The sequence below is a fragment of the Caryophanon latum genome, assembly GCF_001700325.1.
GTDB lineage: Bacteria > Bacillota > Bacilli > Bacillales_A > Planococcaceae > Caryophanon > Caryophanon latum.
Map to the genome: position 1 here is coordinate 1 of NZ_MATO01000003.1, position 21,565 is coordinate 21,565.

Genomic DNA, 21,565 nt, shown 5'->3' on the forward strand with positions numbered 1-21,565 from the left:
TATTAATGGCAGTAAGCGTGCGGCGAGACTCCTTGGGGAAAAGCTCGTGCCTCAATACCCCGTAAAGCGCGACGCAGGAGCGGTGCGGAGGCTTGAGCCGAGCCCCAGGAAAGCGAGCCGCAATACGCTTCTGCCAATTGATTGGCTAATCAACACGCTTGAGAATGTTTATTTCTTTTTTTTGAAATAACCTATAATAGTACTACCAATTAGAAAAGTTATTATTAGTATCCATACTATATTATTGAGCGTTTCTGGTAAGAATTTTAGTAACCAAATTGCTGTCATAATAGTAGCAATAGATAAATATTCAATTCTTTCTTTATATTCAAATTTGTTTAAATTGATAAGTAAAATAAGATACCCAATTGGTGGCATAAGGATACAAAATATATAGACAGATGTTTTCTTTAAATACCAAGGTAGTTTTTGATTCATAACATATCTTCTTTCTATTTTTAAATCCCTAAAAATTTTTTAGGGATTTATTATTATATGATATTAAATCGGTAAAATCATCATTAATGTTTTAGCGATTCCCGATGCTATCCATTCTGGCATACCAGGAATTAATGTTAAAATCCCTTTAATGAGAAAACCCTCAACTGTATCCGTAACACCAATGAAATTATTTAAAACTTTAACTAGTGCAACCGTAGTTAATGTTTTTTTCCATGTTGTTTTATTCTGATCCGATACAAATGGTAAAGCGTCAATAGCAGTATCGATCGCAGAATCAATTTTTTTGGCATACTTTGATAATGCAGCTGCAACTGCTTTAGCTGTCACTGAAGCCCTGGACTGAGGCTAAGCTGTGTCACCCTCGTGCTTGTGGAACGCGTCCGCTATGTGGAGTAGCACTAAGCCCTGCTTACAAAACGACGTAAATAAAAACCCGCTAACGTATTGTAGGGAATACGTTAGCGGGTTATTTACGCAATGAGGGCGTTTGTTGTTTATATTAGTATACTAAGCCGAATAATGCCTTAATGTGCGTTAAGTAACGGATGTTTGAAGCTTCCTTCATTAATGTCGCTGGTAAGCCTACTAATTGCGTATTGCTTGCACCGATTGTTGCAATTGCATCTTTACGACCTAATGAACCTAGTGTACCAGAGTTTGTGAATTTGAATTCTTTCATGCTAGTACCTTTAATTTGAGCGAAGATGTTGTAACCAGCAGCTTCACCTTGTTGCCATGCTACTTGTGCAGTTGGTGCGTAAGTAGGACGGTCACCTGGGTTTGGAATGTGTGCAGATGCATCACCGATTACAAATACATCAGGGTGAGATGTAGATTGTAAGAAGTCGTTGATTGTTGCTTTACCGCGATCAGCAGCTAAACCAGATTCAGCTACTAATGGAAGTGGAGCAACGCCACCAGTCCAAACTAATGTATTTGCAACGATCGGCTCACGATCTTTAAGCTCGATTACGTTACCTTTAACGCCTGTTACAGGAGTAGACGTAATGAATTCAACGCCGCGTTTTGCTAATGATTCTGTTGCGCGGTCAATTAAGTTTGATGGGAATACTGGTAAAATGCGTGGGCCAGCTTCTACTAATTTTACTTTAATGTCAGCGAAGTCTACGCCGTATTTTGCAGCAACTTTCGGGAAGTTGTCTACGATTTCACCAACAAGCTCAACACCAGTTAAGCCGCCTCCACCGATTACGATTGTTGCGTCCGCTTCGTCTTTAGACGTTGCATATGCTTTAATGCGGTCTTCGATATGGTTGCGAATTTTGTTTGCTTCGTCAGCTGATTTTAATACCATTGAGTTTTCTTCTAAGCCTGGGATACCGAAGAAACCAGTTTGGCTACCTAAAGAAACAACTAATGTATCGTATGATAATGTTTTGCCAGATGATAATTCAACTTTTTTCGCGTTAACGTCAAAGCTGTTTACTTTTGCGATTTCTAAGTTTACATCTAAGCCTTTGAAGATTTTTTTAAGCGGTAACGCAACTGCGCCTTCAGCGATTGTACCACCAGCTAAGCGGTGAAGCTCAGTGATGATTTGGTGTGTAGGGAATTGGTTAACAACTGTAATTTTTGCCTCGTTGGCATTTAAGTATTTGCGTGCAGTAAGAGCTGATAACACACCAGCATAACCAGCACCTAAGATGACGATCTCTTTTGACATGATTAAATAATCCTCCGTCCTGTTTGTTCTGAAATTACTTATTTGCTTGACGCTCAGCATTTACTTGTAAAAATGCATTAGCAAAACGGAATACGCTTTGTACTTGAGGGTCTTTTAACATTTTCATTAAACCGAAAATACCGATTGTTTCTTGGCTTTCATCAGCACGGTCTTTTGCTTCGATTGCAGTTTGGGCTAAAGATTTCGCTGTACCTACTACTGGTGAAGCCATTTCAGAAATTGCGCTCACTGTATCACCTTTTAACGTTTCATCTGTCGCTACAGCTTGTGCGAACTCATATGATTTTGTTAAAAGTGTTGTCATTTCTGCAAGCTTTGGTAAGTTATCTACTAATGTAGTTAATGAAGCTTGTACCTCTGGCTTTAATAATTGATCTAAAACGTCTAGTTGTTCTTGTGTTACAGATACTTCTACCTGTTGGTTGTTCGTTTCTGACATGTTTAACTCTCCTTTGCCATCACTAATCTTTTTTAGTTTCTTGAACTACCACCATTTCGTTTCTTTTGAAGTGGCGGATTCCTACGATTACAAACCAATTGATTCGTCATTTAGTAAGCTAACCCCGTCGTTCTTACGGTTAGAAGTAATTCATCCCTTACTTATTAAGGTGTGAAGATTCTCGATTGAATTTTGATAAAAAGACTATTAAGCCTCATTTCTTAACAGTCAGCACTAACTACAATATTACAAAGAATTCGGCAGTATAATAAAATGAAGGAGCTCCAAAATTACCTTTACAAAGTTATATGAAGGCTTGCATTATCAACGCCTCTTTGTGACATGACATATTAAATTATAAAGCTGTTGACACGTTATTTCAATTAAGTATTTTGAGTTATTGTTATATATTTCATAAAATGTTTAGGTGATTCAAAAATACGTTATCATTTCGCCATATTTTTTTCATGCTTGTTGAAAAGAAGTGTATGAGCATAAGCTAGGAGTGACGCTCAAATGTTGCTTGAAACAACATACGAACTGCAGCTGGAATTCGAACAAACATCGTGTTCGCTTCCACGCTTTCGAAAAAGACTCCCTCGACATGGAAAACAACTTTACGTTATCGCGATAAAGAGCATAAAAAAACTCTACTACGTTGCATTCCGTAGTAGAGCGTCTATATAGGTCTTGCTGTATCAACAATAGTATAAAGCTACAATGACGTAATATGAATAGAAAGTTTTAAACCACCACTCCTCAAAGTGGGTGTTCGCAATTTAGTTCCTGTTTATCCTTCAGTCAAAAGAGTGAAGGCACGCCATTTCCTAAACGATTAAAACTCCCTTTTACAGCATAAAGGTTAAAACTTAATATTGTACGAGCAATGTAGCTTTATAAACATAATACGTGAACTGCTATAATATAGCAAGTAAGTGATATGTAAAAAAAATGTCAAGTTACAAGCATCGTAATTCAAGTTCGTCAAAAATTAGCAAAATAAAAAGCTTTCCCTTAAAGTGGGAAAACAATTTGAAGCGATTGATTACATCGTTTCTTTTAAAATTTGCTCTGTTAACGTATATAAATCAATATGTGTATCTTCTTGAATCGCATCTTGTAAAATGACGTCGCGGAAATATATGACGCTTGCTGGCAATGGCATACGCAGCAGTTTTGTTAGTGCTGTTTCGTAAATAACAATAAATTCTTGATCTTTGTTACCGCGTTTTAGCTCAGCAAATGACTCATAAAACTGATCAAGCTTGTCGGAAAATTCGAGTAGAAGTCCTTCGATCGTTGCGTCCTTACCTTCTTTCATACGGTCGAAAAACACTGCCTGAAAGCGTTCTGGAATTTCATCTAAAATGAACTTCTCCATCATCTTTTCTTCGACATGTGACAGCATTTGCTTTAGCTCTGGGCTTGCATGCTTTACAGGCGTTTTAATGTCGCCGATAAACACTTCCGCAAAATCGTGGTTAATCGTTTTTTCATATAATGATTTCCAGTTGATTGTTGCGCCTTCCATTTCCTCAAGTGTCGCAAAAAACATCGCGTATTGCGAAACTTTCCATGAATGTGCTGCGACGTTATGCTCCTCGAACTTAAAGCGTCCTGGGCAACGAATAATGCGCTCTAAATCATTTAAGCTAGTGAAAAATTGATGAATCCCCATACAACATTCCTCCCTATCTCTCTATGCCATTACTATACCCGAAAAAGAATAAAATGAATCGTGCTATACGAAATGTTAACAAAGAAAAAAGCGTCCTTTAACAATTGCTAAAGGAGGCTTTACATAAGTAAATATAATGGTGATATGCGTGTTGAATTCCTTATTTTATGAGCAGCAAATCAATACGCTCGTTACAACATCATACTGATACGTCGACAACAGAGCCTTTATATGGGTGTTGTGCAGCTGGTGCTTGTGGGGCTGCCTCTAACAATTGTGCAACGGCGCCGGCTTGCGTGTTCATTGATTTGTCTAATAACGACATTTGTAATGTTTGCTGTAGCTCAGCAAGCTGTGAAGACATAATTGAATTAATATCCATTCATCTCACCTCCTACTGTATATATCGGCAATAATAGTTATTGTTTGTGACAAGCGATGTTATATATGTGACACATTGAAATATAAGAAAATTGTTTATGCATATGAAAAAACGTTGATATACCTAGGTTAGGACGTGTTTTTTAGGTAAATTGAAATGTTTCATATGAATAAATATCCATTGTTATCGAAATATGTTTGTAACTGATTACACTTTGTTTTGTAATATGGCTGTAATGTTCAGAAGGTAAAGTATACATCAGCTACAAAATAAAAGTTTTTGGACAATCGGATTTAATTCAACTTTGGAGGAATTTATATAATGAACACGAAAGCATGGGCAATGGCTGCAATTATGGCATTTGGAATCGGGGCTGCCGCAAACGACGCATCGGCTGCTAATCATAAAGTACAATCAGGCGAATCTTTATCAACAATCGCTGAGCGCTACAATGTATCAGTAGGGTCGTTAAAAGCATCAAACGGGTTAAGCTCGGATTTAATTTATGCGGGGCAAACATTGCAAGTAGGTGGTACTTCATCTGTAAAAGCATCAGCAAATTCAGGATCAGAAGTACACTACACAATTAAAAATGGTGATACGTTAGCTGAAATCGCTGCAGCATACGGCACGACAGCACAAACGTTAGCAGATTGGAACGGTTTACGCTCTGTAAATACGATTCACGTAGGTGACGTATTAGTTGTGAAAAACGGTTCTGTACGCGCACCAGTCGAAACAGCGAAGCGTAACGCACAATCTCAACAATCATCACAGCAAACATCACGTAGCGCTGTACAAACGATGACAGTGGAAGCAACAGCTTATACTGCATATTGCGCAGGCTGCTCTGGTATTACAGCGAACGGTACGGACATTCGTTCAAACCCTAACTTAAAAGTAATCGCAGTAGACCCACGCGTTATTCCACTTGGCACACGTGTATGGGTAGAAGGATACGGTGAAGCAATCGCAGCAGATACAGGTGGCGCGATTAAAGGAAACCGCATTGACGTATTCATTCCATCACAAGCAGACGCGATGAACTGGGGACGTCGTACAGTAACACTTAAAATTTTAAACTAATGCGTAAATAGCGCATTGCTATATAAACTATCACTGACGGTCTTTACGCTGTTTGTGATAGTTTTTTTGTACATACTCGCTTTTTTTCCGTTAACGAACGTGCTATGCTAATGAAATTGTAAATGATTTTTCAGAAAGTTGACGAAGGAAGGTTTCAAAAGGATGAGAAAGTATAAAGGCGAGCTGCTCATGCTCATTACAGCACTTATGTGGGGAAGCGGCTTTATCGGTATGGACATCGGGCTTGAATATTTAACGGTGCTTCAGCTTATGGCGGGACGATTCACGCTCGCAACGATGATTTTATGTATTGTGTTTCGAAAAAAATTAAAGCTCATTAATAAGGCAGTGCTTTGGAAAGGTGCTGTGCTCGGGTCGATTTTATTTTTAGCGTTCGTCATTCAAACGTACGGCTTACTGTATACGACGCCGTCTAAAAATGCATTTTTAACAGCGCTAAACGTCATTTTCGTGCCGCTCATCGCATACATTATTTATAAACGACGCTTCGACCGCTTTGAAATTTTAGCAGCTGTCATTGCGATTGTCGGCATCGGCTTTTTATCGCTGCAAGGCTCGCTGACGATGAACATCGGCGACTTATTATCGATTGCGTGTGCGCTCGCATTTGCGTTTGATATTTTTTATACGAATGTGTTCGTGAAAACGGAGGACGCACTCGCGCTAACGATTGTGCAGTTTATGACCGCCTCGCTTCTTAGTTTAGTAACGGCAGGCTTTATGGGCGAGCTGACGACGAATGTGCCACAAGAAGGGCTATATGCAATCGTCTACTTAGCGATCTTTTGTACGGTGATCGCATACGTCTGTCAAAATATCGGCATGCAATATGCGAACCCGACAAAGTCCGCGATCATTTTATCGACAGAGGCGCTATTTGGCACGATTTTATCGGTCATCATTTTACATGAGCTATTAACAGGGCGCATGATTGTCGGCTGTGTGCTCATCTTCCTTGCGATACTCATTGCGGAAGTGAAGCCGACGTTCAGGAAACGAAAACGTGCTATGCAAAACATATCTTAATTTGAGATTGATTTTATACTTCTTTTCGATGAATGCGATAGAATGTTGCATCTGTATTTATAATAGTATAAAGTATTATTTATCTAAATATTCTTACTATTAGGAGCGTTGCACATGAACTCAAAATTCGAAACGTATTTACTTGATCAAGAAGGTGTAGAATCGGTGGAAACAACGACGGAAGTATCGGTGGAATTACAGGAAATCGAGTTACCTGAAGGCTTTTTAACATCATTGTAAGGCGATGAGTGGCAATCACTCATCGTTTTTCTTTTGCTGTAAAATCGATATAATGAAAGCAACGATAAATAAAGGTGGCAGCAGCATGTTTACAGAGCAAACAATTGAACAGCAAATTTATACGTGGTTTGACTATTTCCACGCGAATCCTGAAGTGAGCTGGAAGGAGGTTGAGACGACGAACACACTTTCACGCATTTTAGACGACTTGCAAGTACCGTACCGACGTTTTGACGACGTAACAGGGCTTATTGCAGAAATTGGTGAAGGCGACGACGTCATTGCGGTGCGTGCGGACATTGACGCATTATGGCAGGAAGTAAACGGCACGTGGCAGGCGAATCATTCATGTGGGCACGATGCGAATATGTCAATGGTTCTTGGCGCGTTGCTGTACGTGAAGGAAGCGGCGTTAAACAAGCGCGTCCGTTTCATTTTCCAGCCAGCAGAGGAGCAAGGGAACGGAGCGATTTCAATGATTGAACGCGGCGCATTAGACGATGTGACGCATTTATTCGGCGTGCATTTACGTCCGCAAGAAGAGCTTATGTTCGGGCAAGTGTCGCCGGCCATTCATCACGGCGCGGCATATTTTTTACAAGGAAAAATACTTGGCGTTGATGCACATGGGGCACGCCCTCATCAAGGAAAAAGTGCAATCGATGTGTTTGCGGCGATGCATCAGCAACTAGCGATGATGCATATCGATCCGTTTGAAGTATGCTCGGCGAAAATTACAAAAATGGTCGCGGACGGTGGTGGTGTGAACATTATCGCAGGAACGGGTGAGTTTTCAATCGACGTGCGCGCGCAAAAAAACGACGTGCTGCAGCTGCAAAAAACGCGCATTGAGGAGATTTTTAACAACTTACAGCGACAGTTTGACGTAGAGCTACAGTGGGAGTGGCAAGACTTTACACCAGGAGCGCAAGTATCAGCAGAGGCGGTGGCGATTACGGAGCGTGCATTAGCGACAACGTTCCCGAGTGAGGCAATCGCACCTTCAGTACATACGCCAGGCAGCGATGACTTCCATTGCTACACGATTGCGAAGCCGACACTGCATGCGGCAATGATTGGCATCGGAGCGGATTTAGCGCCAGGGCTGCATCATCCACTTATGACGTTTAAGAAGGAGGCGTTGTTGATCGGTGCAAAGGCGGTAGCGGCAACGTTAATCGAGGCGGCGAAATAGTTGCACGAATGTTGTGAAAACATGTAAGCTTAGTCGTAGTATAGATTAGATGGAGGGTTTTATGAGAAAAAGCATTGCAGTAGATATGGACCAAGTGCTAGCGAATTTTTTTGATAAAATTTTAGTAGAGGCGCGCGCACTGTACGGTAAAGAACTAACGATAAAAGAAATTTTCCAAGGTGAGCACGACGCGGAAGATCAACGCAAGTTTTGGGAAATGGTAAACGAGCCAGGCTTTTTCCGCGACTTAGCTGTTTTAGATGAAGACGCATATGACGTATTGAAAGAATTAAATGAAACGTACGACATTTACATTGCGACAGCGGCAATGGACGTGCCAGGAAGCTTTACAGCGAAATATGAATGGCTGCTTGAGCACTTCCCATTTTTAAACCCGCAATACTTCATTTTCTGTGGCAATAAAAAAGTCGTGAACGCCGATTACTTAATTGACGATACGGTGCAGCAGTTACGCAACTTCACAGGGCAAGGGATTTTATTTGACCAGCCGACGAACGCAGGGAGCGACGAATTCCCACGCGTATATGGCTGGAAAGGCGTACGCGAATATTTCGCAAACGTCGAAGTGGAAGTTAATACAAAATAGCAAAACGGAGAATTGTTTCGAAAGTTTGTCGAACACAATTCTCTTTTTTATATTTTTGAGCAAATGATCGTATTCGATAGTACGTTTGTGACTATAATGATGAGAGACATTTTTGGAAAGGACGACAAACAAGTGGTCATTTTAGCAGAGCAGCAACAAACGTTAACAGAACAACTCCAGCATTTCGTCATTACGGCTGTAACGGCGGACGGCTTTGTACTAAGCGAGCGTGGCGATGCGCTATATAAACGATATCGCTTCGTAGACTTTCATGACGTCGAAACGCAGCAATCGCTATTAAGTAAAGGCTGGGTCGGTACAGCAATCATCATGTATAACGATGAGCCAGCAATTCAGTTTCGTCAGCAAGTGAAGTAAAAAAGAGTGTGCAGCAGTCAACGTCGACTGTCGCACACTCTTTTTGCGTTATTGAATTGGACAGTGTCCACAAGCCATTAAGCCAGGGATGTCTTTTGATAAGCAGCAGCTTTTACGAATGGGCACATCGATAAGCTTCGATGGATGTGCGCCGCCTGTATATTCCGCAAATAACGATTTATCGGAAAAGCGCGCCCATACTTTCGGGTTTTCTAACAGTTCTAAATCGTCCATCGCTTGATCGGCAAGCCCTGGGTTACTAAGCAGCGTATGGTAATGCCACACTAAGTAGCCGAAAAAGTTTTCCCAGATCGTTAGCGGGGAAATCGTTGTCGTTTTCCGCACTTGGCGCATTACTTCGTGACCTTGCTGGAATAAAATTTTGCTAATGACTTGCTCGCGCTCGTCGTCGTCCACGTAGCGCCAGTCGTTCGGATTCACGAACATGCCGACTGTATGTACGCCGTATTCCTCTGTTATATCAAAGCAAATGTCGCTCACTTTGCCGTCCCAAATTTCATCATACGCAGCGAGCATGTAAAATTGTAGCGCGAAAAACATGCCGTAACGTCGTGTGAAATGCGATACAGCGGCAGTTTCCGTCGCAGCACCTGTAATGCCGACCATTAAGTTTGCGAAATCGCCGTGGAAAAACTCACGGTGTAAAATATGTTCCATTGTAAATAGCGTGCGCTTCGGTTCCGTTGTGTAAATGCTATATGAGTTTAATAAGCGCACTTGATCCATTGTTAAAGCGGGCATGTTTGTCATCACCTTATCGTTATATTTTCATCTCGGCGTGTTGGCTAATCAACACATAGGATTTTCATCTATTATAATTCATTCCATTGCATTTTGCCGCCATATCGTTTACAATCTTTAATACCTAGAAAGAAGGTTGGTTATTATGATACGTTCCATTCCTCGTCCTGTCGTGCGGGCGAATCAAGTCGTTATTTTTGTAACGAGTGTGCTGACGATTGTTACAGGACAGGCATTGTTATTACTCATTCCGCTTATTGCGAACTTGCTTGGACTCGTTCGCTTCAATCCGATTATGCGCATCGCAGCGTTATGTTTACGCAAGCCAAAAAGCAGCTACATACCAGAGGACGTCAATCAGCAGCGCTTCAACTCATACATTGCGATTGCGTGCTTAGCGTTATCGTTTGCTGGATTCATGCTCGGTATAAATGCGATTGGCTACGCGTTTAGTGCGATGGTGGCGATCGCGTCAGGCATTGCGTTATGCGGCTTTTGTATCGGCTGCTTTTTACATTTTCAGTTGAAGCAGTGGCAATACCGTCGCTCGCTTTCGAAGTAAATGAAAATATTCTCAATTAGATGTTGACTTTCTAATTGATAAGCATTATCATTGAGACATAAGGTAATTCCTTTTCACAAAAACAGTTGTGATAAGGTAGGATTTAGCCGCTTTTCTCCAGAAGTTAGCTAATCCTAATAATACTTACGCGCCTAGAACCCCCCTCATAATTTTAGGCAGTGTAAACTTTCTCCGTGCACCACGTTCTCTCCAAACGTGGTGTTTTTTATTTCTCAATTAGAATATATAATTGAGAATATATGTTGACTTTTAAGTTGAGAAATATTATCATTTAGATATAAAGATTACACCTTCTCACAAAAACAGTTGTGAAAGGATCGAGTTTAGCGCTTTTCTCCAGAAGTTAGCTTCACTCTAACAGTATGCTTGCCTGAAACCCCCCTCATATTTTAGGCAGTGTGAACTCCAAGCCGGCGCTCTCTCCAAGCGTCGGTTTTTTTGTCGTTGTGCGGTACGTAAGACGAGCTGATGCGTGACGGTGTACAATATAATAAAAGGCAACGTCGTGACTGCGAGCTGCATCACATGTTTAGCTAATTCGTCCACATATGAGAAATGAGGTGATAACGTGCGTCAATATATTTTAGGAGCTGTTTTATTAGCGTTTGCAGCGTACTTAAGCATAAATGGCTCAACATGGTGGTGGCTATCGCTCATTTTAGGTAGCGTGCTCATCGTGCTCGGAAATTTCAATCGTCGTAAACAAAAAACTAAATAGCGTTCTTTAAGTGTGTTAAATTGTCGAAAAATACAATAAATCGTTTGACTTGTATCGAAATGATGAATAAAATGACAATAAGTTAACATTTTGTGGTTGTACATTTGTAAGCCCACGTCGTAAATCTACTCGAAAATAGCATCAGTAGGTTTTTAGCGCGTGGGCTTTTTTTGTACCTACAAACAAATCGCAATAAGGGGGAGTTGTATGTCAACCTTTACAGCAGAGTTAGTTGGAACGATGTTGCTCATTTTATTCGGTGGTGGTGTTGTAGCTGGTGTGTCACTTCATAAATCAAAAGGGCTCGGTGGCGGTTGGGTCGTCATTACAATTGCGTGGGGCTTTGCCGTTGCGATGGCAGCTTATGCGGTCGGTGGGATTAGCGGTGCGCATTTAAATCCAGCGCTAACGATTGCACTTGCGACGATCGGTAATTTTGCGTGGGCGGACGTGCCGTTATACATTGTGGCACAAATACTTGGCGCATTTATCGGTGCGGTGCTTGTATACTTAGTGTATTTACCACATTGGAAAGGGACGGAAGATGAAGGAACGAAGCTCGGCGTATTTGCGACGTCACCTGCGATTAAGCATACGCCGTCGAACGTTGGGGCAGAAATGGTCGGCGCATTTGCACTTGTAGTAGGAATTTTAGCGTTAGGGACGAATACAATTACAGATGGGTTAAATCCATTTTTAGTCGGTGTGCTCATTATCGTCATCGGTATGGCGCTTGGCGGTCCGACTGGCTATGCGATCAATCCAGCGCGTGATTTCGGTCCGCGACTTGCCCATGCACTTTTACCGATTCCGGGCAAAGGTAGTTCTAATTGGTCGTATGCGTGGGTGCCGATTATTGGTCCTATTATTGGCGGTGTGTACGGAGCGGTATTTTTCGACTTTTTGTGGAACGGCAATAGTATGATGTTATTTGTATTATTTAGCATCGTTGTCGTCGCGATTTTTGGAGCGGCGCAAGCAACGGTGTCAAAAGTAGAACAATAGGGGGAGTTTTTCGATGACAAAACAATATATTATGGCGTTAGATCAAGGGACGACGAGTTCACGAGCGATGCTTTTTGATGAAGGTGGCAACGTTATACACACAGCGCAGCAGGAGTTTCGTCAAATTTTCCCGCAGTCTGGCTGGGTTGAGCATAATGCGGAGGAAATTTGGAGCTCGATTTTGTCGTGTATCGCAAAAGTGCTGTCGCAAAAAAATATTCCAGCTGATGCAGTAGCAAGTATCGGCATTACGAATCAGCGCGAAACGACGGTCGTGTGGGATAAACATACAGGCAAGCCGATTTACAATGCGATCGTATGGCAGTCGCGTCAAACGGCGAGCATTTGTGAGGAGCTAAAGGAAGCAGGGCATAACGATTTGTTCCGCGATAAAACGGGTTTACTCATCGATGCGTATTTTTCAGGTACGAAGGTGAAATGGATTTTAGATAACGTTGAAGGGGCGCGCGAAAAGGCTGAAGCGGGCGATTTGCTGTTTGGCACAATCGATACGTGGATTATTTGGAAACTAACAGAAGGCGCAGCACACGTTACAGATTATTCGAATGCATCTCGCACGCTCATGTTTAACATTTACGATTTGAAATGGGATGAAGAGCTGCTAGAGCTATTAACCGTGCCAGCGTCGATGCTTCCTAAAGTGTGTGAATCGTCGAAGGTGTACGGTAAAACGGCGCCGAAAAACTTTTTCGGTAAAGAAATTCCGATTGCAGGCATTGCGGGAGACCAGCAGGCGGCACTGTTTGGGCAGGCGTGCTACGAAGAAGGCATGTCGAAAAATACGTACGGTACAGGCTGCTTTATGCTTATGAACACGGGCGAAAAAGCGGTGAAATCGAATAACGGCTTGTTAACGACAATTGCATGGGGGCTAGATGGCAAAGTAACGTACGCGCTAGAAGGCTCGATTTTCGTTGCAGGCTCGGCAATTCAATGGCTGCGCGACGGCTTGCGCATGTTTAAAAATTCAGCGGATAGTGAGGCGTATGCAAAGCGTGTCGATTCAACAGAAGGAGTGTACGTCGTGCCAGCGTTCGTTGGGCTCGGTACACCGTATTGGGATTCGGACGTGCGAGGTGCGGTATTTGGCTTAACGCGCGGCACGTCGAAGGAACATTTCGTCCGTGCAACACTTGAATCACTTGCGTATCAAACGAAGGACGTGCTCAGTGCGATGGAAGCGGATTCGGGCATTCCGCTCAATACGTTGCGCGTTGACGGTGGTGCGGTAAAAAATGACTTTTTAATGCAATTCCAAGCAGACATTTTAAACGTGCCGGTTGAGCGTCCTGAAGTGAATGAAACGACAGCGCTCGGTGCGGCGTATTTAGCTGGCTTAGCGGTCGGCTTTTGGCAATCGCTCGATGACATTTCAAACAACTGGAACTTAGACCGTCGCTTTGAAGTGGCAATGGAGGAAGATCAGCGTGACGAGCTTTATACAGGCTGGAAAAAAGCTGTGAAGGCGGCGCAAGTGTTTAAATGACATGACAAAAGGCACGAACGTTGATGTAACAGCGTTTCGTGCCTTTTTTATATGCAGTAGTGAAGCAATTGGACGCGCGCGGCGAAACTTCTAGAGGAAAAGCGCGACGCTTGAGACTTTACAGACACGAAGTATGAGTGTCGAGGAGGCTCAAGGAAGACGGTGAGCGTCACGTCCTGTGACACCGCCTTCAGAACAAACATCATGTTCGCCCCCATAGCGCGACCAGTTTGTTACGCCTTTTGCTCAAATAGCTGCACAATTTCGATAATGACGTTCGTCGCTTTTTCCATCGTCTCAGCGCTTACATATTCGTATTTACCGTGCATGTTTTCGCCACCTGCAAAAATGTTCGGTGTCGGCAGCCCCATAAATGAAAGCTGTGAGCCGTCTGTGCCGCCGCGAATTGGCTGTACGATCGGTTCGATGTCGAGCTTTGCGAACGCTTCTTTCACGATGTCGACAATTTCAAACACCGGCGTAATTTTTTCGCCCATGTTGTAATATTGGTCTTCCATTTCAAGCGTAATCGCATCGTCGCCGTAAATCGCTTGAATCATGTTCGCGGTGCGTCGCATATGCTCCTTCTTCTCCTCGAACTTGTCGCGGTCGTGGTCACGAATAATGTAGCTCATCGTTGCCTCTTCGATATGCCCGTTAAAGCTCATTAAATGAATGAAGCCTTCGTATCCTTCTGTTTTTTCCGGAACAGCGTCGCGTGGCATTTCGTTTTGGAACTGGATAGCCATTGTGATCGCGTTCACCATTTTATTTTTCGCAGAGCCTGGGTGTACACTCGTGCCGCGTGTCGTCACTTTTACACCGGCTGCATTAAAGCTTTCGTATTGCAGCTCGCCAAGTGGTCCGCCGTCCATCGTGTACGCGTAGTCTGCACCGAACGCTTTAACGTCGAACTTATGAGGTCCGCGTCCGATTTCCTCGTCTGGTGTGAACGCTACACGAATGTCGCCGTGCTTCACTTCTGGGTGCTCGACTAAATAGTGCATCGCTGTCATAATTTCTGCGATGCCTGCTTTGTCGTCTGCGCCAAGCAGCGTCGTACCGTCCGTTGTAATAAGCGTTTGCCCTTTATAGCCGGCAAGCTCTGGGAAGTCTGCAACGCGCATCGTCAGCTCGTCGTTTAGTGCGATGTCGCCGCCGTCATAGTTGTCGATGCGCTGTGGGTTGACGTTCGTGCCGCTAAAGTCCGTCGTCGTATCCACATGCGCTAAAAAGCCAATTGTCGGCACAGTTTTGTTTGTATTGCTAGGCAGCGTCGCAAATAAATAGCCGTTTTCATCGAGCGTAATGTCCGTTAAGCCGATGTCCGCAAGCTCTTGTTGTAACATATGCAATAAGTCGAATTGCTTTTTTGTTGACGGTGTTGTCGTTGAATTGAAATCAGATTGTGTGTCGATTTTTACGTAGCGTAGTAAACGTTCGATTACTTGTTCTTTCATGTAAAAACCCTCCTTTAATGTATATCGCTATTGTAGCACTTTACTTCGGTATTCGGAATATTTACGTTCTATATAGACGATGAGTGTATTGTAGCGTTTTGTTCGTTTGCTCTCCACATCGAGGCGCGCTTTTCCCGCAGCAGTCCTCCTCTTGTTTCGAGCCTCGTGCGCATTTTAAATTTCAATCATCATGTATATAGTGAATATTTGAAACTTTTTTATGCAGTTTTCCGTATATGTATGAAAGAAAGGGTGAGGGTAATGGGAATGATGTTTGTATATGCTGCGATCGTCGCGCTCGTTGCGACAGCGATTATTGTGCCGTTAAAAAAGCCAGAATCGTTTAGTACGAAGCAGCAAGCAATCGCCGCAACTGTTATTTTTGGCATCGCGTTTATTGCGACGGCGATTGTTATTTATGTGACGAAAACGGATATGAACTGGCATGCTTTTTGGCCGGTAATCGTTGCAGGGACGTTAATTGGCGCAGCGTTTTCAAAAGGTAAGGAGCAAATGGTGAAAAGCTTGTTATTTGTCGGTTCGCTGGGCGTTGTCGGCTATTTATTTGCCGCGCCAATTTTCAATGCAGGCGATAAATTTGAATCGGCACAAATGAATGAAGGGGTCGAAATTCAGCCGTTTGACGAAACGAAAACGCCTGCGAGTGTACCGCCACAATTTGCCGAAAACAAAATGAAAAAATCGTTTAGCCAAGTGCCGAACACGAGCTTTTATGAGCTAGGCAATTTGCAAATTCAAAAGGTGAACGGTGAGTACGTCTACATCGCACCGGTCGAGTTTTCGGGCTTCTTTAAATGGTGGAACGGTGAGACGACACCAGGGTACTTTATGTTAAGCGCGACCGATTCATCGGCGAATCCGAAATTTGTCGAAGCGGAAATGGCGTACGTGCCGTCAGCGTATTTAAATAGCGATTTAGAGCGTTACATGCGCTTGCACTATCCGACGCTCGTATTTAACGGTGATGCACAGCTTGAAGTCGATGAGGACGGCAAACCGTATTACATTCGCACGTACGGAAAGTTCATTTCAGCGCGTGACGGCTTTGACGCGCAAGGCATTGTCATGGTCGATGCCGCAACAGGTGAGACGTCGAAGTTTGAACTTGAGGACGTACCTGCGTTTATTGATGGCGCGATATCACCAGAGGCGGTGAGCTTACAAAATAGCTACTACGGCAATTACGTGCACGGCTACTGGAATAGTAAGTTCGGGAAAAAAGATGTGAAGCTGCCGTCAGATGAAGGTACGGAGGCGAACGTCAGCCCAATTTTTGATGAAAACGGCGACATGTATTACTTTACCGATTTCACAAGTCCGAAAGAAGGCGTTGATTCAATGCTCGGCTATGCGTTAACGAATGCGCGCACAGGTGAGGCGACGTATTATACGGGCAACACAGCAGAAGCATATATGGATTCACGCGGCGCATTAAACATCGTCGAGCGTCAATTTGTCGAGAAGGAATGGGAAGGCGAAATGCCGATTTTATATAATTTCTACGGCGAGGCGAGCTGGCTAACGGCGGTGCTTGATACGAACGGCTTCTTACAAAATTATTTCATCGTGTCAGCATCAAACCCTGAAATTTCAGCGTTTGCGACGACACCGAACGAGGCGCTTCGCTCATACCGCACAGCACTTAGTCGCGGCGGTGGAACAGTGGACGGCGCATCGAATGCGGAGGAATCGACCGTTACAGGAACAGTTTCACGCGTATATAAGGAGCGTTCAGGCGATTACACGATCGTATCGTTTTTATTACAAGACGGCACGAACTACATCGTTAGCTCTGAAAGTGTACCGCTCTCAATTTATTTACAGCAAGGTGACATCGTAGACATTACGTATGCAGCAACGGGCGAGCAGTTTTTACCGGTAAAAGCGCTCGTTATTCAAGGGTTAACACCGTAACAAAAAAGGCGAATGCGTTTAGCATTCGCCTTTTGGCTGTTGTAGCAACTCTTTCACACGATTGTAATGAATTAAAAACTGCTTTTCCGCAAAGTCGCTTAATGTTGGGAACGTCGTTTGTAGCTGCTGAAACTTACGCCATTCGTATTCATGCTTTTTCGGTACGAGCGCCATAGTAAACGTTAAATGGATCATTTGCAACGTAGCGACTTCGAGGTTTTGTAGATTTGATTTAAATTTCACTTCCCAAATATCGGTATGTGGAATGTATGAGCTGACATATTCGGACACGCGTAAAACGAGCTGCTCGTCTGTTAGTGGACGTACACGCTTATGAAGCAATACTGCCTCTTCGTTGAACGATTCGACTTTCGTTGTGTAATCTTTATCTGTGCGCTTTAGTTTACGGTCAATTAAGGTTGAAGCGTGTTTATTTAAAAACGTCATGCGGTCATCTCCGTATTTTTAATTTGTTAATGAGAAGTATAGCATTAATAAGTGGGAAAATGTGGATTTTTGCTCGCGTTTTTAGCAACAAAAAAAGCACCAAAGAAAAATTCTTTGATGCTGTGCTACATTATTTCCACGTAAACCCTTTTGTCGCTAAGAAATCTTTCATGAATGGACGGTTTTGCGCTACTAAATAGTCCGCCATTTGCTTCGTCCAGTTTGATACTTTTTGATTTGATGAACGGCTTGCGTAGTAGTCTTCCATCATTTGATCGTACTCATCAAGTAACGTGTCGTATTGCTCGACGTTATAGCTGTTTTCGTGTAATACTGCCGCAACTGGTAAGCGAGGTTTCGTTTCGTTTACTTTCGTTGGCTTGCCGATCGTCATCGCAAATAACGGGAAGACGTATTCTGGTAAGTTGAATAGCTCGCTAATTTCAGCAGGGTTTGTACGCGCCCCACCGATGTAGCAAATGCCATAGCCTTGTGCTTCTGCTGCGATGACGAAGTTTTGTGCAAATAAGCTGACATCCGCTACGCCAACAAGGACGTTTTCTGCTGAGTCGGCTGAAATTTCAACGCCGTGCTTTTTTCCTGCTTGGTAAAGACGTTGGAAGTCAACGCAAAATAGGAATGATGCGCCAGCAGTTTTAAACTGGAAGTCGTTTTTTGATAATTCGCCTAGCTTTTGCTTTTTGTCTTCATCGGTTACCCAAATGACGCTGTAAGCTTGCACGAAATGAGAGCTTGCTGCCATTTGTGCTGTTTCGATTAAGTCAATCACCGTGTCTTTGTCGATGATTTCTCCTGTGTATTTGCGCACAGATGCATGTGCACGTAGTAAGTCACGAACCATGGTGTTTTCCTCCTTATGTATGAAAAGATGATTCATCACCGGAAATTGAGGTTGATAAGCTGCATGTTGCTTGAAACGAGAGGCGGACTCCTGCGGGAAAAGCGTGAGACTTGAGACCCCGCAACCGCTTGCGGTGAGGAGGCTCAAGCCACGCCCGCGGAAAGCCTGCCTCGAAGTGAAAAGCAACCTCAAGTAGCAGTGAAGAAATGAAAAATGAACGTAGAGAAATGTTCTCTACGTTCATCATATAATATTGCGTCTTGAATTGAAAATGTTCTACAGTAGTCCAATCCATTTCCAATACGTCGCACTCAGTAATAGGACAAGCAAGTACCCGATAATCGTTAACGGAATGCCGGCTTTTAAGAAGTCTTTCGTCGTGAATGCGCCTGTACCGTACGCAAGCATGTTTTGTGGTGCGCTAATTGGTAATAAGAAACCGAAGCTAATAACGAATTGCTGAATTAATACGAAGCCGATATTGTCAGCAGGAATCGTCATCGATAGCACGATGAATACTGGAATTAACGCAGACGCTAAGCTTGTCGCACTCGCAAAGCCTAAATGCACAATAATGTTAAACGCAGTTACGAGCGCAATTGTCGCAAGCAAAGGCATTGAATCTAAGCCAAGTGAACCGAATACTGCATCTGATAACCATTGAGCGCCGTCCGTGTTCAGTAATACTGTACCGAGCGCGATTCCGACTGCGAATACGATAATCGTACCCCACGGAATAAGTGGTTGCACTTCTTCCCATGAGTATACGCCGATTTTTGGTGTTAATAATAACGCAATCGCCACAATTGTTACAGTTGTCGTATCAAATGGGTGAAGTGTACCTTCTGTCGACCAGAAGAATAATAATGCAATCGAAATAATAATTAAACGTACTTCTGATGCTTTTAATGGATCTAAGTCGGCAAGCTGTTGTTTAATGAGTGCTTTACCACCCGTTACTTCGTTCGTCTCAGGTTTAATAAGCGTAATCATAATGAAAAATAGTGCAATCGACATTAAAATCGAGAACGGAGCGGCATATAAAAACCATTCACTCCATGAAACGGTTACACCGAATTTTTCCTCGATGAAGTTTAGCGCAACCATGTTTTGTGCTGCACCTGTTTTAATCCCGATGTTCCAAATCGATACAGATTGTACTGCTGTAATAATTAATAATGCGCCAAGACGGCTGTTCGTTGCTAAGCCGAACGCTGCAACCATACCGAGTAAAATTGGCACGACCGCACCAGCACGAGCCGTTGCACTCGGTACGAAAAATGCTAAAATGATCGATACGATAATCGCACCAGCAACAATCGCTTTCGTTTTCGTTCCTACAAGTGATAATACGAGTAACGCAAGTCGCTTATGTAAGTTCGTTACTTGCATCGCAGCAGCTAAAAATAGTGCAGCTGCTACAAGTGCTACTGCTGAGTTGCTGAAGCCACCAAGTGCAAGCTTTAATGCGCCTGATGTTGTTAAAAGTTCTGTAGGGTCTTCCATTGATGGGGCAAGCCCAAGTGATACGGTAATTAAACCGATAATCATTGCCGAGCTGACTGGATACGAAACAGCTTCGGTAATCCATAAAATAATGGCAAATGCTAAAATCGCTAAGCTTCGTTGACCTGCGACTGGTAAATCGCCATCATTCGGTAAAAATGTAATGATGAAAAATGCAGCGAATGCGAGCGTAATCCAAAGCCATTGCAAATTGCGTTTTTGTTTGCCAGCTGCTTCAGGTGTTGTAGCTGAATTTGTCGTCATGCCGATCATCCTCTCTGTTTTGAAGTTATTTTGATAAAATAAAAACATGACATATAGATGTAAGACAAACCTTATTAATGCAATAAAATGAAAATTATGCCATGAACTATTTATAATTGTTAGTATAACATTTTGTTAGGAATATAATTGTGAACACTTTGTCTTTATTTTGTTTCAGAAATTCGAATTTTTGTGAGTAATATGGAGAACAAAGAAGGAATTTCCATTTTGTTTCTCGACTTTTCATTTAAAAAATTCAGAACTTTCTGTTGACAGTATAAACAATTGTCTAGTATACTCAGTCTCAACAACCGATGGAACGTACAACTCAATAACTCTTATCCAGAGAGGTGGAGGGACTAGGCCCTGTGATACCCGGCAACCAGCTTGTGACGAACAAGGTAAGGTGCTAATTCCTACAAGTTCTCATTTGAGCTTGAAAGATAAGAGGAGGAACATTTAACCCTCTTCTTATATACAAGAAGAGGGTTTTTGTTTTCTCTCATGCGAGAAAAAAATTCCTTCTCAGGAGAAGTGACCTGAGTGTAAACCATTGAATGTTTAAAACCTAGTAAGTTGATTAGTTTTTTGTAGGAGCAACCATTTCTGCTCGCAAAATCTCTCATATGAGGTCGCTGCTCATTCGTAGCGGATAACGGATCAATCGCTCATGTGCGGCTAGGTCGATGCTTCTGAATAGTTGGTATAAAAGGAATGGAGCTCATTTGCTCAACGCGTGTGACCGCCGTCTCTCATATGAGGTGGGGTGCACAAACCGTGTTTTACGTCGCTTTAAAATTCAATACCAAGTAAATCTGTAAACATTATTGACAATGAGATTATTGTCGTCTATACTAGTCATTAATAAGGCAATTGTTACCCCATAACAAAACAGTAAAGGAGTTGAATCGAATGGCAAACAAGTACAGTGCACAAAACATCGCTGCATATTTCATTTACGAAATGAACGAGCGTCAAGCTTTCATTAATAACGAGGTGCTGCAACATATGCTAGCGCAGCTAAACCGTGTGTGGACGAAGCATTTTGGACAATCAGCGTTTATCGAAGAGGTGGCATCTCCAGCTTGTCACTATGCAGTAGAAGACGTGTACAATACATACGCACAAGCAGGATCAGCGCATATTGACGCACCTGCAAAAGAGTGGACGTTACCATATGGCAAGTTCCAACTTGTGTATCGCACAATCCCAGCGCCGAAATTTACAGCAGATGAATTACGCATTGTAAGCCATGTCGCACGTCAACACCGCTTACTAGCCAATGCAGTTTAAAAAA

General features: G+C 42.9%; 24 protein-coding genes, 1 other RNA gene and 1 riboswitch. Of the genes, 13 read left to right on the plus strand and 12 right to left on the minus strand.

From position 1 onward, the window contains the following. Positions 1 to 190: hypothetical protein (locus tag A6K76_RS16875; protein WP_211271714.1), on the plus strand; the 190-nt coding region annotated here is incomplete at its 5' end. Here the strand turns inward: A6K76_RS16875 and A6K76_RS01075 are convergent. The 7 genes from A6K76_RS01075 to A6K76_RS01105 all read right to left on the minus strand — a co-directional run bounded on the left by A6K76_RS01075 (position 169) and on the right by A6K76_RS01105 (position 4,666). Next, positions 169 to 438: a hypothetical protein gene (locus tag A6K76_RS01075; protein ID WP_066461234.1), complete on the minus strand. Its 270-nt coding sequence runs from the start codon at positions 436 to 438 to the stop codon at positions 169 to 171. The genes A6K76_RS16875 and A6K76_RS01075 overlap by 22 nt on opposite strands. A 63-nt stretch (positions 439 to 501) precedes the next feature. Next, positions 502 to 789, minus strand: a complete 288-nt coding sequence (locus tag A6K76_RS01080; protein ID WP_066461235.1) for a hypothetical protein — start codon at positions 787 to 789, stop codon at positions 502 to 504. A gap of 172 nt (positions 790 to 961) precedes the next feature. After that, the gene (locus A6K76_RS01085; RefSeq protein ID WP_066461237.1) at positions 962 to 2,146 is read right to left on the minus strand and encodes an NAD(P)/FAD-dependent oxidoreductase; all 1,185 of its coding nucleotides are present in this window, start codon (positions 2,144 to 2,146) and stop codon (positions 962 to 964) included. 34 nt (positions 2,147 to 2,180) lie between these two features. Continuing rightward, complete coding sequence (locus tag A6K76_RS01090) at positions 2,181 to 2,606, minus strand: helical membrane plugin domain-containing protein (RefSeq protein WP_066461239.1); 426 nt, start codon at positions 2,604 to 2,606, stop codon at positions 2,181 to 2,183. Positions 2,607 to 3,314: 708 nt separating this feature from the next. Next, positions 3,315 to 3,504: non-coding RNA, 6S RNA (gene ssrS / locus A6K76_RS01095), on the minus strand. Between the two features lie 147 nt (positions 3,505 to 3,651). Then, positions 3,652 to 4,284, minus strand: coding sequence for a YfbR-like 5'-deoxynucleotidase (locus A6K76_RS01100; protein ID WP_066461241.1), 633 nt, complete (start codon positions 4,282 to 4,284; stop codon positions 3,652 to 3,654). 199 nt (positions 4,285 to 4,483) lie between these two features. Then, entirely contained in the window at positions 4,484 to 4,666 is a 183-nt protein-coding gene (locus A6K76_RS01105; RefSeq protein ID WP_066461244.1) for a putative motility protein, read from the minus strand. Between the two features lie 321 nt (positions 4,667 to 4,987). Here A6K76_RS01105 and A6K76_RS01110 point away from each other — a divergent pair, with 321 nt between their 5' ends. The 6 genes from A6K76_RS01110 (at position 4,988) to A6K76_RS01130 (ending at position 9,219) form a co-directional block, all read left to right on the plus strand. Continuing rightward, a complete protein-coding gene (locus A6K76_RS01110) occupies positions 4,988 to 5,752 on the plus strand; it encodes a LysM peptidoglycan-binding domain-containing protein (RefSeq protein WP_066461246.1) in 765 nt (254 codons plus the stop codon). Between the two features lie 162 nt (positions 5,753 to 5,914). Then, entirely contained in the window at positions 5,915 to 6,799 is an 885-nt protein-coding gene (locus A6K76_RS01115; RefSeq protein WP_066461248.1) for a DMT family transporter, read from the plus strand. A gap of 114 nt (positions 6,800 to 6,913) precedes the next feature. Next, positions 6,914 to 7,039, plus strand: coding sequence for a hypothetical protein (locus A6K76_RS17130; protein WP_281181395.1), 126 nt, complete (start codon positions 6,914 to 6,916; stop codon positions 7,037 to 7,039). Positions 7,040 to 7,124: 85 nt separating this feature from the next. Then, positions 7,125 to 8,234, plus strand: coding sequence for an amidohydrolase (locus A6K76_RS01120; RefSeq protein ID WP_066461250.1), 1,110 nt, complete (start codon positions 7,125 to 7,127; stop codon positions 8,232 to 8,234). A 61-nt stretch (positions 8,235 to 8,295) separates the two neighbouring features. Further along, entirely contained in the window at positions 8,296 to 8,841 is a 546-nt protein-coding gene (locus A6K76_RS01125; RefSeq protein ID WP_066461251.1) for a 5' nucleotidase, NT5C type, read from the plus strand. 132 nt (positions 8,842 to 8,973) lie between these two features. Beyond that, complete coding sequence (locus A6K76_RS01130; RefSeq protein WP_066461254.1) at positions 8,974 to 9,219, plus strand: hypothetical protein; 246 nt, start codon at positions 8,974 to 8,976, stop codon at positions 9,217 to 9,219. Positions 9,220 to 9,267: 48 nt separating this feature from the next. On the opposite strand, the gene A6K76_RS01135 is transcribed toward A6K76_RS01130, so the two are convergent. Further along, positions 9,268 to 9,981: a Fe-S oxidoreductase gene (locus A6K76_RS01135; protein ID WP_066461257.1), complete on the minus strand. Its 714-nt coding sequence runs from the start codon at positions 9,979 to 9,981 to the stop codon at positions 9,268 to 9,270. 145 nt (positions 9,982 to 10,126) lie between these two features. Between A6K76_RS01135 and A6K76_RS01140 the strand changes: the two genes are divergently transcribed. From A6K76_RS01140 to glpK, 4 genes are all read left to right on the plus strand, one after another. Next, positions 10,127 to 10,543: a DUF4395 domain-containing protein gene (locus A6K76_RS01140; protein WP_066461259.1), complete on the plus strand. Its 417-nt coding sequence runs from the start codon at positions 10,127 to 10,129 to the stop codon at positions 10,541 to 10,543. 589 nt (positions 10,544 to 11,132) lie between these two features. Further along, positions 11,133 to 11,282, plus strand: a complete 150-nt coding sequence (locus tag A6K76_RS16700) for a hypothetical protein (RefSeq protein WP_169817971.1) — start codon at positions 11,133 to 11,135, stop codon at positions 11,280 to 11,282. Between the two features lie 207 nt (positions 11,283 to 11,489). Further along, complete coding sequence (locus A6K76_RS01145; RefSeq protein ID WP_066461261.1) at positions 11,490 to 12,287, plus strand: MIP/aquaporin family protein; 798 nt, start codon at positions 11,490 to 11,492, stop codon at positions 12,285 to 12,287. A gap of 13 nt (positions 12,288 to 12,300) precedes the next feature. Next, the gene (glpK, locus tag A6K76_RS01150; RefSeq protein WP_066461262.1) at positions 12,301 to 13,794 is read left to right on the plus strand and encodes a glycerol kinase GlpK; all 1,494 of its coding nucleotides are present in this window, start codon (positions 12,301 to 12,303) and stop codon (positions 13,792 to 13,794) included. 233 nt (positions 13,795 to 14,027) lie between these two features. Here the strand turns inward: glpK and pepT are convergent, their stop codons facing one another. Beyond that, positions 14,028 to 15,254 carry a peptidase T gene (pepT, locus tag A6K76_RS01155; RefSeq protein ID WP_066461264.1) on the minus strand — a complete coding sequence of 409 codons (1,227 nt, stop codon included), beginning with the start codon at positions 15,252 to 15,254 and terminating at the stop codon, positions 14,028 to 14,030. A 261-nt stretch (positions 15,255 to 15,515) separates the two neighbouring features. On the opposite strand from pepT, the gene A6K76_RS01160 reads away from it, so the two are divergent. Then, entirely contained in the window at positions 15,516 to 17,189 is a 1,674-nt protein-coding gene (locus A6K76_RS01160) for a hypothetical protein (protein WP_066461266.1), read from the plus strand. An 18-nt stretch (positions 17,190 to 17,207) separates the two neighbouring features. On the opposite strand, the gene A6K76_RS01165 is transcribed toward A6K76_RS01160, so the two are convergent. The 3 genes from A6K76_RS01165 to A6K76_RS01175 form a co-directional block, all read right to left on the minus strand. Continuing rightward, on the minus strand, positions 17,208 to 17,636 hold the full coding sequence (locus A6K76_RS01165) for a hypothetical protein (RefSeq protein WP_066461267.1): 429 nt from the start codon (positions 17,634 to 17,636) through the stop codon (positions 17,208 to 17,210). Positions 17,637 to 17,766: 130 nt separating this feature from the next. Further along, on the minus strand, positions 17,767 to 18,498 hold the full coding sequence (nfsA, locus tag A6K76_RS01170; RefSeq protein WP_066461268.1) for an oxygen-insensitive NADPH nitroreductase: 732 nt from the start codon (positions 18,496 to 18,498) through the stop codon (positions 17,767 to 17,769). 276 nt (positions 18,499 to 18,774) lie between these two features. After that, positions 18,775 to 20,268: a DASS family sodium-coupled anion symporter gene (locus A6K76_RS01175; protein WP_066461272.1), complete on the minus strand. Its 1,494-nt coding sequence runs from the start codon at positions 20,266 to 20,268 to the stop codon at positions 18,775 to 18,777. Between the two features lie 335 nt (positions 20,269 to 20,603). Then, a riboswitch (SAM riboswitch) is annotated at positions 20,604 to 20,718 on the plus strand. Between the two features lie 462 nt (positions 20,719 to 21,180). On the opposite strand from A6K76_RS01175, the gene A6K76_RS01180 reads away from it, so the two are divergent. Next, a complete protein-coding gene (locus A6K76_RS01180) occupies positions 21,181 to 21,561 on the plus strand; it encodes a hypothetical protein (protein ID WP_066461274.1) in 381 nt (126 codons plus the stop codon). Positions 21,562 to 21,565: the final 4 nt, after the last annotated feature.